Here is a 15,719-nt window from a genome sequence, read left to right on the forward strand (position 1 = left end):
TAAAAATTAATTTATAGGTGTTTATTATGTCAAATATTACAAATAATAAGGAAGAAAAAAAAGAACAAATCGAATTATTATCATGTGCTTTGGAAGGAGGCTGTTCCGCTAAAATTCCGCCTGATTTACTTGAGAAAACTCTTGCTCCTTTGATGCAAATAAAAACTGATTCTAATTTACTTTCAGATGTAGATATAGGAGATGATGCAGGAGTTTATAAGATTTCAGATGATAATGCTTTAATATTTACAGTGGATTATTTCCCTCCTGTTATAGCAGACCCTTACGGATTCGGACAAATAGCAGCATGCAACTCTATAAGCGATATTTATGCTATGGGAGGAGAACCTAAATTAGCATTGAATATTACTATGTTTCCAAAAGATGATTCTTTAAATATATTAGCTAATATGCTTAAAGGCGGACAGGATAAAGCCACAGAAGCCGGAGTATTGGTTGTAGGAGGGCATACCATAACAGATGCATCGGTAAAATACGGAATGGCTGTTATAGGTTTTGCTAATCCTAATAAAATAACTACAAATGCAGCTGCTAAAGAAGGCGACATTATAATATTTACAAAACCTCTAGGAACTGGTGCTTGTTTGGCTGCTATGAGACAGGGACTTATAAAAGAATCTCATATAGAAGATGTTTTTGAATCTATGAAAACACTAAATAAAAAAGCATGTACTGTTATGAATAAATATAATGTTAAATGTGCCACTGATATTACAGGATTCGGACTCATAGGACATGCTTATAAAATGGCTAAGGCAAGCAATGTAACTATAGAACTTCAATCATCAGCATTACCTATGTTTAATAAAACTTATGAAGTGCTTGATATGGGCTGTATACCGGGAGCTGCTTTTACTAATATGCGCTATGTAGGAGATAATATCAAAGTAGATGATAATGTTGACTATAATTTAAAAATGCTCTCTTTCGACCCTCAAACCTCCGGCGGTTTATTTATATGTGCTGATAAAAGTAATGCAGAAAATATACTAGCTGATTTATGGCGCGAAGGTATAGACTGTGCTTGTATCATAGGAAAAGTAAAAAACAAAGAAAAAGAATACATACATTTAACAAAGTAATTTATATTATAAATGACAATATAATAAAAATAGGGCTTAACTTTATATATAAAGTCAAGCCCTTTACAAATTCATTTATATAAATATTTTATCTATTATTTTTTGCTTGTTTTCTTAGCTGGTGCTTTTTTAGCTGTAGCTTTTTTAGCAGCTGTTACTTTAGAAGCTGTTTTTTTAGCAGCTGGTTTTTTAGCAGTTGCAGTTTTAGCAGCAGCTTTTTTGGCAGCTGGTTTCTTAGCAGCGGCTTTTTTAGCTGGCTTAGAACCTATTATTCCTTGAGCAGCAGCAAGTCTTGCTATAGGTACTCTATAAGGTGAACAGCTTACATAGTTAAGTCCTATGCTATAACAGAACATAACTGTAGCAGGATCTCCTCCATGCTCACCGCAGATACCAACAACAAGCTTTTTATTAGCAGCTCTACCTTTAGTTACACCAATTCTCAAAAGCTCTCCTATACCTTCCTGATCCAATGATTGGAATGGATCTTTTTCGTATATCTCTTTATTAACATAGTCTTTCAAGAATTTACCAGCATCATCTCTTGAGAAACCGCCTCCCATTTGAGTTAAGTCATTAGTACCGAATGAGAAGAATTCAGCTTCTGTAGCAATTTTGTCAGCAACTAAAGCAGCTCTAGGAACTTCTATCATAGTACCAACTTTATAATCAACTTTAGAACCTTCTTTTTCAAATACTTCATCAGCTATTTTAATGATTCTTTCTTTGATCATTTTAAGCTCTTTTAAAGTACCAACAAGAGGAATCATTATTTCAGGATGAACATCTACACCGTTTTTCTTAACTTTAACAGCAGCCTCAATGATAGCTCTAGCCTGCATATCATATATTTCAGGATAAGTAATACCAAGACGGCAGCCTCTATGTCCAAGCATTGGGTTGAATTCATGCAAACTATCTCTAATAGCTCTAAGTTTTTCAAAAGGAACATTCATTTCATTAGAAAGTTCTTGTAATTGAGAATCTTCATGAGGAATGAATTCATGCAAAGGCGGATCAAGAAGTCTTACTGTTACAGGATATCCATTCATAGCAGTAAATATTCCGATAAAGTCTTCTCTTTGCATAGGAAGAATATTATCTAAAGCATCATCATAAAGTTTTCTAGGCTCTCTATATAAAGGCTCAATTTCTTCTATAGTTTTCTTATCGCCGATTTTTTCAGCAGCTTCTAATTTTTCTTTTAACTGCTTAACTTCTTCAGCAACAAGTATAAGCTGTCTTACACTCTTAATTCTATCAGCATTGAAGAACATATGCTCAGTTCTGCAAAGTCCTATACCTTCAGCACCGAATTTTCTAGCAATTTGTGCATCATTAGGAGTATCAGCATTAGTATGAACTTCGAATTTCTTTTCTTTTCTCTTTTCATCAGCCCATTGCATAAGTTTTTTGAAGTCTTCAGACATTTCAGCTTCTTTAGTAGCAACTTGTCCTAACATAACTTCACCAGTAGAACCGTCTATAGAAATATAATCACCTTCATTAACTGTATCATCACCTACTTTCATACATTTATTAGCATAATCTATTTCTAAAGCACTACATCCAGCAACACAGCATTTACCCATACCGCGAGCAACAACAGCAGCATGTGAAGTAGAACCGCCTCTTGCTGTCAATATACCTTCAGCAGCGTTCATACCTTTAATATCTTCAGGGCTAGTTTCTATACGAACAAGTATAGTCTGTTCTCCTGCCTCTTTCATAGCTTCAGCTCTGTCAGCAGCAAATACTACTTTACCAACAGCAGCACCAGGAGAAGCATTTAACCCTTTAGCAAGAACTTTAGCTCCTTTTTTAGCAGTAGGATCGAACATTGGGTGAAGTAATTGATCCAAATCAGAAGGATTTACTCTCATCAATGCTTCTTCTTTAGAAATTATTTTAGCTTCAGCAAGCTCAACAGCTATTCTTACAGCAGCAGCAGCAGTTCTTTTACCATTACGAGTTTGAAGCATATAAAGTTTACCTTCTTGTATAGTAAACTCCATATCCTGCATATCACTGTAATATTTTTCTAATTGATTTTTATAGCTTACTAATTGTTTATAAACAGAAGGCATAACTTCTTCAAGAGAAGGATATTTAGCCTTTCTTTCTTCTTCGCTAATATTGTTGTTTTTAGCCCATTCTAAACTACCTTCCAATGTAATTTCCTGAGGAGTTCTGATACCAGCAACAACGTCTTCACCTTGAGCATTAATTAAGAACTCTCCATAGAATTTATTTTCACCTGTAGAAGGGTTACGAGAGAAACATACACCTGTAGCAGAAGTATTTCCCATATTACCGAATACCATAGCCTGAACGTTTACAGCTGTACCTAAAAGACCTCTTATGTCATTTAATTTTCTGTATGCTTCAGCTCTAGGGTTATTCCAGCTTCTAAATACTGCATTAATAGCATGCCATAATTGTACTTTAGGATCTTCAGGGAATTCTTCTCCTTTCTCCTCTTTATACATAGCTTTATATTTTTCTACTACTATTTTTAATTCTTCAACATCTAAATCTGTATCTTTAACCTCTTTTTCAGGTTTTCCAACTTTAGGTGCTATAGCTCTTTTCCTTTCATCTAATATTTCTTCAAATTTATCATGATCAACGCCCATAGCAACATCGCCGAACATCTGTATAAATCTTCTATAAGCATCCCAAGCAAATCTAGGATTATTAGTTTTTGCTACAAGACCTTCTACTACTTTTTCATTAATACCTAGGTTAAGAATAGTATCCATCATACCAGGCATAGATATAGCAGCTCCGGAACGAACTGAAACAAGTAAAGGCTTATTAACATCACCAAATTTCATATTCATAGCCTTTTCTAACTTCTTGATGTTTTCATCAACCATTTTTTCTAAACCTTTAGGATATGACTTATTTTTTGAATAATAATCACAAACTTCTGTAGTTATTGTAAATCCAGCAGGTACAGGTACCTTACTTTCTGTCATTTGTGCAAGTCCTAAACCTTTACCTCCTAAAAGAGCTTTGGTTTCTTTAGCGCCTTCAGATTTACCGTTACCAAAGAAGTAAACCATCTTTTTTGATGCCATAATAAACTCTCCTCTAAAAATAAAATATTTATATAAACTTTAAGTCATTACTTATTATATAGTATAATGTTATTTTTCTTATTGTCAATTTTATTGTAAAAATTTCATTAATTTTTTTTATCTTTAATAAAAATAAAGCATTGCATTATTGATGTTTTTTTATTTTTCCATTTTTACAAGATGATAAAAAAATATTTAAATTTTTTTTATATATTGTATAATTATCCGATGTAAAAAGGAAATTTAAAAATATGCTGAAAAAAATAAACATATTCTTTGTTCTATTACTAATAGCTTTAAATGCTTATGGTGCAATAGTAATATCAACTTATAGAAAACCAAAAGAAATAAAATATAAATATAAAATGACTGAAAGAGGGAAAGTATTAATAGTTCCTAAAAATATATTATTTAATTTTAACAGCGGAGAATTAGATTTAAATAAATATTTAAAAACTGTCAAATATGTAGGAGATGTAAGCACTAGTACTAATATTATGATGATTATTATAGAAGGTCATACAAGTATTGATGAATATAAAAAAACTACCAACGGATACGATAAAAAAGATATATTATTTCTTTATAATAGAAAAAATATTGATGATTTATCATACAAGAGATCTTATAATACATATTTAGCTATAACAAATGGTATTGTAAGTAAATTAACTAATTACGGACTTCAAGATTTATTAAGCGAATATAAGAAAGTTGAAGAAAATAGAAGAGTAGAATTCATTTTAATAGAAAATACTAATGATATGAATGTATATACCAATTATATAAATAATTTAATAATGTCAAAATAATGATATTTTTATATATAAATATATTGTAGGTGTGAATTATGCATGATAATAATAGAGAAAAACTTTCAAGCAGATTAGGTTTTTTATTGGTTTCAGCCGGATGTGCCATAGGTTTAGGTAATGTATGGAGATTTCCTTATATCACAGGAAAATATGGCGGAGCACTTTTTGTGCTTCTATATTTAATATCCCTTGTTATATTGGGACTTCCTATACTTGTAATGGAATTTTCTGTTGGAAGAGCAGGTAAAAGAGATTTAGCAGGTTCGTACAGAGCATTACAAAAGTCAGGATATAAATGGCATATAGTAGGATATATACAGATATTCGGATGCGTGCTTCTTATGATGTTTTATACTACTGTAGCGGGATGGTGTTTATCATACTGTTATTTTATGGCAGCAGGAAAACTTGAAGGACTCAATCCGCAGCAGGTAGGGGAATTCTTTGGTTCTGTTTTAGCTTCTCCTTCTACTTTGATATTTTGGATGACTGTAACTGTTATAATAGCAACCTTTGTATGTATGATGGGGCTTGAAAATGGAGTTGAAAAAGTTACTAAAGTAATGATGACTCTGCTTTTATTAGTTCTTTTGGTGCTTATAATAAGAGCGGTTACTCTTCCTAATGCTAAAGAAGGACTTAAATTCTATTTACTTCCTGATACAAATAAAATGTTCAGCGGAGGATTAAAAGGATTTTTCTCTGTTGCTTATGCTGCTATAGGTCAGTCATTCTTTACTTTGAGTCTTGGAATTGGAGCTATGACTATATTTGGAAGCTATATTGATAAAGACTATTCTCTTACAGGCGAATCTGTAATGGTTATGGGACTTGATACTTTAATAGCATTTCTTTCAGGACTCGTTATATTCCCTACAACATTTTCTTTTGGGATAAATCCTGGTGAAGGTGCCGGATTAGTATTTTTAACTTTACCTAATATATTTAATTCTATGGTATTAGGAAGATTATGGGGAGCATTATTCTTCTTATTCTTATCAATGGCTGCACTTACTACTATAATTGCGGTATTTGAAAATTTAATTGCATTTACTATGTCTGAAACAAAAATGCCTCGTAAAAAAACTACTATAATAGTATCAATTACTATATTTATATTGAGTCTTCCTACAGCTTTAGGATTTAATTTACTTTCATTTATAAAACCTCTTGGAGAAGGAAGCACTATAGCTGACGGACTTGATTTTCTTGTAAGCAACAATTTCCTTCCTATAGGCGGTATAATAATACTGATATTCTGTACAAGAGAATTCGGTTGGGGATGGGGTAATTTTATAAAAGAAGCTGATACAGGAAAAGGAATAAAATTCCCTCAATGGGCTAGATTCTATGTTTCATATATTCTACCTTTCATAGTATTAGCTATATTTGTAATTGACTATATAAACAGATTCTTTATTTAAAATATTTATAATATTGATAATAAAAAAGCTCATCTATATAAAATATACAGATGAGCTTTTTATTTTATATATTAGAAAATAATTTATTCTCTAGATACATTCAATATTTTTGCTTTGAGTTCATTTTCTATATTTCTAAGTTCTATCTCTGCAGCTCTTCTCTTTTCTCTGCCTTCAGTCTGTATTTTTATAACCTCATCTAAGGTAGATATTAACTGCTGATTTGTATGTTTTAAAGTTTCAATATCAACTATTCCTCTTTCTGATTCTTTAGCTGTTTCTATAGTAGAAGTTTTAAGCATATCAGCATTCTTTCTTAACAACTCATTTGTAGTATCAGTAACGGCTCTCTGTGCTTTTGCTGCCTCATTGGAATGATGAAGTCCTATAGCAAGAACCATCTGATTCTTCCAAAGAGGTATTGTATTTGTTATAGTTGATTGAATTTTTTCTGTCATTATAACATTATTATTCTGAACCAAACGTATTTGAGGTATTGTCTGTATAGAAATTGTCTTTGTAAGCTCTAAATCATGTATTCTTTTTTCAAATCTATTAGCCAAATCTTTAAAATCTCTAGCCATTTGTGCATCTTCAGCGGTATTACTTGCAATAGCCTTTGATTCTAAAGCAGGTATTTCATTAGCCATTAAATGATTAAGTTTCTGTTTTCCTGCCTCTATATAAATTTCAAGTTCTTTTAAATATTCCAGATTATAATTATACATTTGATCTAAAATACTTATGTCTTTTAGAAGATTTCTTTGATGTGCTTCTAGATTTTTTACAATACTATCAATATTAGCTTCTACACTAGTATATTTAGCTTTTAATTTAGTAATATTATTAGCAGCTTTCTTGAAGAATCCGAATAAACCTTTTCCTTTAGTTTCATTTTCTATATCAAAACCTTTAAGTTCTGTTATAACATCAGTAATAGCCTCTCCTACTTCACCTAAATCTTTATTCATAACATTACTTAAAGTATTTTCAGAAAACTGTATCATTTTATTTTGAGCTGCTGATCCATAAGACATTATAGATACGGAATCCTGTAAATTAATACTATTTGATAATTGATTTATTTTTGCCAAATCTTCAGGTGTAAATTGTCCATTTGAAACGCTGTTCATATCATTTAATACTTGCTGTGCTGAATTCTGAGGCTGATAATTTTGTGTATTCACAAAGTTTTGCCCCTGCATATTAACAGGCATTGCATTTTGCTGCACAGGCTGAACATTTACGAAATTCTGTCCCTGCATATTGTTAGGCATTACATTTTGCTGTACCGGCTGAGTATTTACAAAATTCTGTCCCTGCATATTGTTAGGCATTGCATTTTGCTGCATAGGCTGAGCATTTACAATATTTTGGTCTTGAATATTATTAGGATGTTGATTATTTTCTAAGTTATTATTTTCCATAGAACCTCTCCAATTATTTATTTTTTTTAATTAATAACCATCTTTATCAAGCATGTTTTTTAATACATCTATATCGCTGTTTATATCCATTAATTTATTCTGATTCATTTCTACAAGCATTTTTTTCAATGCTTCATTTAATTTTATTATAACATCTTCTATTTCTTGTGCTGTTTTTTGCATATTTTCATTTTTTACAGGAAAATTACAAAAATCTATATAAGAATTAAGCATTTTTATAGCTGTAGGAAGATGATATTCATTTATTTTTTCTAGTTTTTTCTCTCCCTCTTTATTAGCTTTAGAATATGAAACCATTTCTTTTAATATACCTATCATTTCTTTTAATGCAGGAGTAAGTTCAGGATCATCTATTTTTTGAGAGAAATCTGTAATTTTATATATATTTCTTTCTGTTTCTAAAATTGTTAAACTATCTTTATTTGAATAACTATCATTTCTATAATTATTTTGATTATAATTATTTACATCATCTTCTCTTGGGAAATTTCTCTGTATATTTTGTCTTAATTTCTGAAAAATAAAATCATCTTCATCTCTTGGCATATATATCCTCTACAATGAACTAAATTAATAAAACTATAAACTAAATATAAAGTAAAAATATATTTACCATTACTTGGTATATATTATAATCAATAAACATAATATTTGCAAGATTATATTAATTATTTTAAACTATAACATAATGAAGATATTCAAATGTTTTTGAAGCTGAATTATATCTTTTGCTGTCGGCTTTAAATCTGCTGTATTCTTTAACAAATAATCCGTATTTTCCTTTTTTTGACATTATTTTCTTTATATCTTCCAATGACAATAAACCTTCATTATTGTAGCTTAAAAATATATATTTAGCATTAGCTTTATTTATCAGCTCCTCAAATGCATTATAAACATAATTTTTATTGCAGTATAATGATTTTATTCTGTCATTTCTAAGTCCTGTTTTTCCTTTTATTAGTGGATTATCATATTTAGCTATAGTTTCAAGTATATGATAATTATCTGCATATTGTCTTCTATTATATGGCGGATCTAAATACAAAATATCAGTTTCAATATTTTCTATTAATTTATTGGCATCTTCATTATATACTTTATGTTCTATATTGCTTATAACAAATTCGCAAGGACAATAATTGAAAGTTTTTGAAGCTGTTTTTTTTATATCTTTCAAAAATGCCCCATAAACCGAAGCTGTATTTGCACATTTATCAATATTTTCAAGCAAGCTTGCAAGAAGAAAATAATATTCATTTTCATTAATCTTCCTATTATTAAGCCATTCTTCTATTTTCATTCTTATAGCATCGCATTTCATGGCATTTTCATCTGAAAAGTATATTCTCTTATGTTCTTTATCTTTAGTGCCTCCTAAAGAATAATTATTATAAATAAAACCTCTTTTATAGTCTATATTATTTAAATAATCGCATACAATTATATATTTTTCTTTAATATCAGCTTCTTTTAATTCTTTTATTTCTTCACATAAGCCATCAAAATTTAAATATTTATTATTTTCTATATAATGCTTATTTAAAACATAACTGTAATACTGAATATCATTAGCTATAATAGAAAAATTTTTAGATTTAAAATACCTTCCAACAATACCTGTACCTGCAAATAAATCGCATAATATACAGCAATCGCTATCTATTATAGACATTATAGATTCATATAAAAAATCTAATAAAGACAGTTTACTTCCTATATAATTCATTAATATAATAATATCATACTTTTAAAAACTTTAAAATAAAAAATTATAAACATAGAAAAGCTTGAGCTGGCATGATTTTTAAAAAATAAACTAAAAAATATAAATGGCGGGATATGACTGCCCTACTCTAATTTTTGATAATTAATATATAAATTTTAGTACTCTAACAATTTTATTTTTTTATATTTACTATATAATAATAATAAATAACTTTAAGGAGAGAATATTATATGAGTGAAGATATTCTATTTACAAGAAGAAGCATAAGAAAATATATTAAAGGCAAACAAGTTGAAGATGAAAAGATAGAATATATGCTTAGAGCTGCTATGTATGCTCCGTCTGCAAATAATAGAAGAAATTGGGAGTTTATAGTAGTAAAAAACAGAGAAACATTAGATAAAATCATGAACTCTCACCCTTATGCTAAAATGCTAGATACTGCTACATTAGCTATAGTTGTATGCGGAGATTTATCCGATGAATCAGGTCAGCTTTACTGGCAGCAAAACTGTTCTGCAGCTTTAGAAAATTTAATGCTTGCAGCAAAAGCTAAAGATTTGGGAAGCGTTTGGATTGGTGTTGCTCCTCGTGAAGAGAGAATGAATGAAATAATAAAAATATTTAATTTACCTGATCATATTAAGCCTTTAGGAATAGTTGTTATTGGTTATCCTGACGGAGAGCCTGCAATGCCTGACAGATTTGAGCCTAATAAAATACATTATGAAAAGTATTGATAATTAAATGAAATATTAGACATATTTCAAAACTACTTGACGAGATTATCTGAAAAATTTTCAACTTAATTTTAAGAATAGAATTATATTTTATATGTTGTATAATCTCTAATTTTGCGTATAAATTGCAGTCTTTTTGCTTCTTTGTGCCAACAAAAGAAGTGGGGTTTGGGGCAAAGCCCCAATTATAAAAATGAATAAAGTAAAACTATTACAAATATTTATTAAATTAGTTTTGAAACAAGTCTATTAATATAAGATTATAAATATATGATAAAAAAATAAAAACAAAATTTATTATTAGGAGATTATTTATGAAAAAACTTTTTATTATATTATTTATGATTTTTGCCGTATCATTCATAAATGAAAACTATGCTCAAAATGGTACTAAAAAAGTTAATATAAGTTTCGATTATACAAAAAGACCGGGTTATTCCAGCAATCAAATAGCTGTTTGGACTGAAGATAATAACGGTAATTATATAGCTACAATATATATTACAGATTTTACAGGAAGAAGAGAAGGCTGGACATATAGAAAACAATCTTTAAATAATTGGCAGAAAAAAGCTAATGCTCAAAGTATAGATAAAAAAATAATTGATGCCGTCTCAAAGTCTACACCAAAACAGGGCAAAGTTAATATAGTTTGGGACTGCAAAGATAATCAAGGAAACATAGTAAAAGACGGTACTTACAGAATAGTTGTTGAAGCTACTATATATCAGGATAATAATGTGCTTTATACTTCTATTATCAATATAGGAAATCAGGCTAACTCTCAAAAAGCATCGGCTAAATACTCAAAACCTGAAGCTCAAAAAATAGATATAATAAAAAATGTAAATGTAAGTTTCATGCCTTAAATGACACTTAGTCCATTATATTGACATATACACTTCTATAGTATAATATAAAACCTTTCTAATATTTATAAGGGGAAAATATGTTCAAAAATAAAAATATTTTTAGAATAATTGTATCTTTTATTTTCTTAATAATAACATCTTTATTTCTATATTCTCAGGAATATGACACCAATTACTATAAAAATCTTTTTGATAAAATGTTTACAAATGAAGATGAATTAAAAGAAATGGCAAAGGACCCTAAAGAATATATGGAAAACCTGTTTAAAGAAGCAGCAGAAAAAGTATTAAAAGAAAAAATAGAACTTTATAAAAAATATAATGTTATAGAAATAGACAGTTTAGAATATGAATATCAAAATACTGCAGAAGGTTATGGTGATTTAGAAGATGTTAAGAAGTTTGTACAAAAATATGATATAAACGGAGTATATGATGGCTATACTTTGCTTTATACTTATTCAGGATATAGAGGCAGCACTGATATAGTAGAGTTCTTACTTGAAAATAATGCTGATGTTTATCAAAAATCTATTAATGGTAAAACAGCCCTTTACAGTTCCGTAGACGATTATGCTTATGATGTTGTTGAAATTATCTTGAAACATTATAAAAACGATGATGATATAAATGATGAGTTTTTGTTAGCTGTTAATAAAGAAAATGAGTTTATATTAAAAAGTCTATTAAAAAAGAAATTTTTGTTCTTTGGAAATAAATTCAAAATGGATTTAGACAAAGGGCTTGAAATAGCACTCGATAAAGGCAATGAAGATATAGCTGCTATATTGGTTTTAAATGGAGCTAAAACTGATAATTTTTTATATTATTTTAAATTGGTATTTGGTAAATATTTAATTCTTATAGCTATTCTTATAGCTGTTATTATTATTTTTATTAAAGCATATAAAAGAAGATATATTCCTGATATTTATCAAAAGACAATAACGTTTATAACTTTTAAAGATAAAGTAAATAATATGTATATTTACTGTTATGGTTATTATGGCAGACTATTATCTGTAATTAGTGGTTGTTTTGGAAATATATTTATAAATAATGATAAGATAAAAGGGTATTATAATATACTCAGTAATTTTATGGATAATTATATTTCTATTTATGATTTTAATGATAATAAAAAAAATGATAAAGAATATTTTAGCTGGTATGATATTATTATAGAAAGAAATGAAAAAGCTATCATAAAATTTGATTGTTCTCTTTATGATTTTATAAATAGTGATAAAAATGAAATTAACTATATTGTGGAAATATCTGATTCTAAAATTATAAATGGAGTTTTTGAAGTAAATAGAAATCCTGATATTAAGGTAGAATATTTTAAATTAATATTTAAAAAGATAGCAAAATCTAATCATTTGATAAATATTCTTCGCTATTTATTTGATCTATATCATTTCAATATAAAAAACAATGATAAAATTAATTCATATATAAACGGAGATAATAAATCGTATTCTGAAAAAACAAATGAATTGAAGATAAATGTTGAACAGATTTTAAAGAAACATGATAAGGTTTTATTTAATGATATAAAAATTAAATATTATGACAAGCTTAAAGATTTTTATAATGCTGATAATATAATTTATTTTGATGATAAAACAATATGCGTATACAAGAGATTTGCTAAGATAGAAGCTAATAATAATCTTATAATAAATAATATATCGCTTATAATTGATTTAGATAATGGAAAATTAATAAGTCCTTATTTGAAAGATTTCGTTAATAATGCTGATGAGATATTAAAAAGATATAATGTTCCTAAAAACTTTTATAATGATACAGACAATTTAATTTTTCTTATAACAGAAGCCGGTATTATATTGATGAAAGATAAAGGACATAAAAAAATATTTATTCCTTTAGATGATATAAAAGATAATATTAACAAAGATCATTATTTGTCTTATTTATTTGATTAATTTTTAGTATATACCTAAACAATTACATTTTGTCAACTACGAGCTGCTACCGTAGGTATGCTTCGCAGCACCTTTCCTCATGGTATAACCTATTATTAATGAATATACTCTATATGTGCATCTGATTACTTATTAATAATAAAAATTAATAATTTCTTATATATTAATTATTACAAATTGGTATTAATTATTTAGTATGATTCAATACTATATTTTTTAATGAAGATAAATAAAAAAATATAAAATATTTTAATATAAAAATGAATTTTCATTGACATAATTAAAAATCTTTTTTATAATACTATACCATAGGAGGTTATATGATATGAAAGGTAGAATTTTAAAATTTTCATTCTTTTTATTAATTTCAAGTTTTTTATTTATTAATACTGCATGTTCTAAAAAAACAGAAAAAAACACAAATATCCCTGAAGACCTATACGGTCAATATTTTATGTCAGCTGATGAAACATATATGAAATCGTTTCTTATAATTGTAGGTTATGATGGTATAGAAATTAACTATCCTAATGATGAATCTACAATAGAAGTTGTGAAAAAGTGCGTGGATATTGTAATGGAAAGCGATAGAGCTATAAAAGGTGATATAGGAAATAGTAAATTATCAAAAGTAGCAGATAATCATTATAAAACTATATCTAAAAATGATGCTCACTTAGAATTTAAATTTACTAGTGAAGGACTTGAAATGTCTGTTTATGATGGAACACAGCAAGTTAACTCAATTAGTCTTAGTAAATTAGGAAAATAATATTTTAAGTGAATAAAATTATAATTAGATACAATAAGTTAGTTGTATAAAAAATCGTATTTTAAAATTTTATTTACTTTATTAATTTTTTAATAATGGATTTATATGCATATCGCAAAAAAATAATAAAATGCGAGTATAAAAATAAAAAATAATTTTTAAAGCAATAAACGAACAGCTCTCAACTTTAGTTGTCATACCATATAGAGCGAGTTTATTGCTAGCAAAAATAGGAGGATTTATGGATATTGAACTTATCCTTATTATTGTATGTTTTTTTCTATTTGTAGTTGCACCTTTGGCAATTTATTTTAATATTGACAAAATTCTGCCAGGTCCAAAGAAATGGTATTCTAAAAATAAAATATGGTTAAATGAAAAAAAATTATTTATGCTTAAAGATAAAATAAATAATATATATATTAATTGTTATAAAATTGAATATGATGAACATTATGATTCATACCGAAGATACTATCGCAAGTTGGAAATTGTATCTCCTTCATTAGAGTTTGATCTGTATGCACATGAATATTTTGACTCATTTTCAGGGCAAATGTTTCTACAGTATGGAGATAAATTAATGATTCGTGAAACTAGTCCATTATATATAAATAAAATGATGGTTTACCAAAATTATGATGTTAAATATTTTAACGAAATATATTCCAAACAAAATTATTCAACTATACGAAAAAGAGATAAATTTTGGTCAAAAGAAGAAGTAAGAGACAAATTGACAGCTATAACATTCAGAAAAGAATTAGATTATGAAAGAACATCTAAAATTGAATATACTATGGATATTGAAGATAAAAGAATAGAAGGAGTTTTTGAAATTATAAAGCCTGAAGTAGAAATAAAACAATTTTATCTTCCGATTGAACAGACAGATTCCTATAATACAGTTTGGTCTGACTTGAATAATATGATGACTAATTATTTATTTAATTTCAATTATCCTTTTATTAAAGGAAAAGAAAAAATAAATATGGCTATCAGCGGAGCTTATAATTTTGATGAAAAATTCAAACAAGAAAAAGGAAAAGAGCTTGAAGAGAAATTGAAGCATAAAAATGATCTTTTAGAAGATAAATTCTGTATTGATGATAAAACTTGTGTTGCATATTATAATAAAATTAGTAACTTTAGATGCCTTGATATATTATACTATGATGATGAAGTAATATGTGTATACAAAAGAACTGTAGAAGTAGATTCAGCTAAAGGAATTATATTAAAGAATCATTCTCTTATATTTGAATTGGAGAGCGAAAGAAGTATAAGTTCTTATTTGAGAGATTTAGTTGTTGATAGTAAAGAGTTATTATTTAAATATGAACTCACTGATAATTTTTATAAAAATATAGATAATGTAATATTTCTTTTAACAGATACAGGAATTATGGTAATGCCTGAATACCCTAATCTAGATATTAATGACTCTGCATATGAATATGAAGAAATTGCGGAAAGAGTATTTATCCCTACAGAGCATTTAAAAAATTATCTAAATGAAAGTCATTATTTATTTAATTTTTTTAATAGGAGATAATTGCTTTGATAATTAATTTTTATATACTGAAACAATTATTTTTGTAAATTTATATATTTTTATAGGTATATTATCAACTTTTTTGTCGCACAAAAAAGTTGCAAAAAACGCAAGTACTTTAACTCTATATGTAGAGAATATATATTAAATGTAGTATAAATACACTGAAATTCAGGTTACACATTGCCGCAGTCACACATAGCAGTAAGTTCACTCACTAGCTTAT

12 protein-coding genes are annotated in these 15,719 nt (G+C 27.6%); 8 read left to right on the forward strand and 4 right to left on the reverse strand.

The window, feature by feature from the left end:
* Positions 1–26: 26 nt before the first annotated feature.
* Entirely contained in the window at positions 27–1,103 is a 1,077-nt protein-coding gene (gene selD, locus BRSU_RS09490; protein WP_048595080.1) for a selenide, water dikinase SelD, read from the forward strand.
* A gap of 95 nt (positions 1,104–1,198) precedes the next feature.
* Here selD and ppdK read toward each other — a convergent pair whose 3' ends face one another.
* Positions 1,199–4,186: a pyruvate, phosphate dikinase gene (gene ppdK, locus BRSU_RS09495; protein ID WP_048595081.1), complete on the reverse strand. Its 2,988-nt coding sequence runs from the start codon at positions 4,184–4,186 to the stop codon at positions 1,199–1,201.
* A gap of 251 nt (positions 4,187–4,437) precedes the next feature.
* Between ppdK and BRSU_RS09500 the strand changes: the two genes are divergently transcribed.
* Both BRSU_RS09500 and BRSU_RS09505 read left to right on the forward strand, forming a co-directional pair.
* Positions 4,438–4,998 (forward strand): OmpA family protein, encoded by a 561-nt coding sequence (locus BRSU_RS09500; protein WP_048595082.1) that lies wholly within the window; start codon positions 4,438–4,440, stop codon positions 4,996–4,998.
* A 38-nt stretch (positions 4,999–5,036) separates the two neighbouring features.
* Positions 5,037–6,425, forward strand: a complete 1,389-nt coding sequence (locus BRSU_RS09505; protein WP_048595083.1) for a sodium-dependent transporter — start codon at positions 5,037–5,039, stop codon at positions 6,423–6,425.
* Positions 6,426–6,508: 83 nt separating this feature from the next.
* Here BRSU_RS09505 and BRSU_RS09510 read toward each other — a convergent pair whose 3' ends face one another.
* From BRSU_RS09510 to BRSU_RS09520, 3 genes are all read right to left on the reverse strand, one after another.
* The gene (locus BRSU_RS09510; protein ID WP_209435143.1) at positions 6,509–7,852 is read right to left on the reverse strand and encodes a toxic anion resistance protein; all 1,344 of its coding nucleotides are present in this window, start codon (positions 7,850–7,852) and stop codon (positions 6,509–6,511) included.
* Positions 7,853–7,882: 30 nt separating this feature from the next.
* The gene (locus BRSU_RS09515; protein ID WP_048595084.1) at positions 7,883–8,419 is read right to left on the reverse strand and encodes a 5-bromo-4-chloroindolyl phosphate hydrolysis family protein; all 537 of its coding nucleotides are present in this window, start codon (positions 8,417–8,419) and stop codon (positions 7,883–7,885) included.
* A gap of 127 nt (positions 8,420–8,546) precedes the next feature.
* A complete protein-coding gene (locus tag BRSU_RS09520) occupies positions 8,547–9,602 on the reverse strand; it encodes a DNA adenine methylase (protein WP_048595085.1) in 1,056 nt (351 codons plus the stop codon).
* Positions 9,603–9,832: 230 nt separating this feature from the next.
* Between BRSU_RS09520 and BRSU_RS09525 the strand changes: the two genes are divergently transcribed.
* From BRSU_RS09525 to BRSU_RS09545, 5 genes are all read left to right on the forward strand, one after another.
* Positions 9,833–10,342, forward strand: coding sequence for a nitroreductase family protein (locus tag BRSU_RS09525; RefSeq protein WP_012670720.1), 510 nt, complete (start codon positions 9,833–9,835; stop codon positions 10,340–10,342).
* A 314-nt stretch (positions 10,343–10,656) separates the two neighbouring features.
* Positions 10,657–11,211, forward strand: a complete 555-nt coding sequence (locus BRSU_RS09530) for a DUF2271 domain-containing protein (protein WP_048595086.1) — start codon at positions 10,657–10,659, stop codon at positions 11,209–11,211.
* An 80-nt stretch (positions 11,212–11,291) separates the two neighbouring features.
* Positions 11,292–13,166, forward strand: coding sequence for an ankyrin repeat domain-containing protein (locus tag BRSU_RS09535; RefSeq protein WP_048595087.1), 1,875 nt, complete (start codon positions 11,292–11,294; stop codon positions 13,164–13,166).
* 325 nt (positions 13,167–13,491) lie between these two features.
* Positions 13,492–13,938 carry a hypothetical protein gene (locus BRSU_RS09540; RefSeq protein ID WP_048595088.1) on the forward strand — a complete coding sequence of 149 codons (447 nt, stop codon included), beginning with the start codon at positions 13,492–13,494 and terminating at the stop codon, positions 13,936–13,938.
* A 241-nt stretch (positions 13,939–14,179) separates the two neighbouring features.
* Positions 14,180–15,493 carry a hypothetical protein gene (locus BRSU_RS09545; RefSeq protein ID WP_048595089.1) on the forward strand — a complete coding sequence of 438 codons (1,314 nt, stop codon included), beginning with the start codon at positions 14,180–14,182 and terminating at the stop codon, positions 15,491–15,493.
* Positions 15,494–15,719 lie beyond the last annotated feature (226 nt).

It is taken from the genome of Brachyspira suanatina (assembly GCF_001049755.1).
GTDB lineage: Bacteria > Spirochaetota > Brachyspiria > Brachyspirales > Brachyspiraceae > Brachyspira > Brachyspira suanatina.

What these genes read in the sequence shown, in the direction of transcription:
- selD (WP_048595080.1), top strand. Translation starts at nt 27, where the DNA reads ATGTCAAATATTACAAATAATAAGGAAGAAAAAAAAGAACAAATCGAA.
- ppdK (WP_048595081.1), bottom strand. Translation starts at nt 4,186, where the DNA reads ATGGCATCAAAAAAGATGGTTTACTTCTTTGGTAACGGTAAATCTGAA.
- BRSU_RS09500 (WP_048595082.1), top strand. Translation starts at nt 4,438, where the DNA reads ATGCTGAAAAAAATAAACATATTCTTTGTTCTATTACTAATAGCTTTA.
- BRSU_RS09505 (WP_048595083.1), top strand. Translation starts at nt 5,037, where the DNA reads ATGCATGATAATAATAGAGAAAAACTTTCAAGCAGATTAGGTTTTTTA.
- BRSU_RS09510 (WP_209435143.1), bottom strand. Translation starts at nt 7,852, where the DNA reads ATGGAAAATAATAACTTAGAAAATAATCAACATCCTAATAATATTCAA.
- BRSU_RS09515 (WP_048595084.1), bottom strand. Translation starts at nt 8,419, where the DNA reads ATGCCAAGAGATGAAGATGATTTTATTTTTCAGAAATTAAGACAAAAT.
- BRSU_RS09520 (WP_048595085.1), bottom strand. Translation starts at nt 9,602, where the DNA reads ATGAATTATATAGGAAGTAAACTGTCTTTATTAGATTTTTTATATGAA.
- BRSU_RS09525 (WP_012670720.1), top strand. Translation starts at nt 9,833, where the DNA reads ATGAGTGAAGATATTCTATTTACAAGAAGAAGCATAAGAAAATATATT.
- BRSU_RS09530 (WP_048595086.1), top strand. Translation starts at nt 10,657, where the DNA reads ATGAAAAAACTTTTTATTATATTATTTATGATTTTTGCCGTATCATTC.
- BRSU_RS09535 (WP_048595087.1), top strand. Translation starts at nt 11,292, where the DNA reads ATGTTCAAAAATAAAAATATTTTTAGAATAATTGTATCTTTTATTTTC.
- BRSU_RS09540 (WP_048595088.1), top strand. Translation starts at nt 13,492, where the DNA reads ATGAAAGGTAGAATTTTAAAATTTTCATTCTTTTTATTAATTTCAAGT.
- BRSU_RS09545 (WP_048595089.1), top strand. Translation starts at nt 14,180, where the DNA reads ATGGATATTGAACTTATCCTTATTATTGTATGTTTTTTTCTATTTGTA.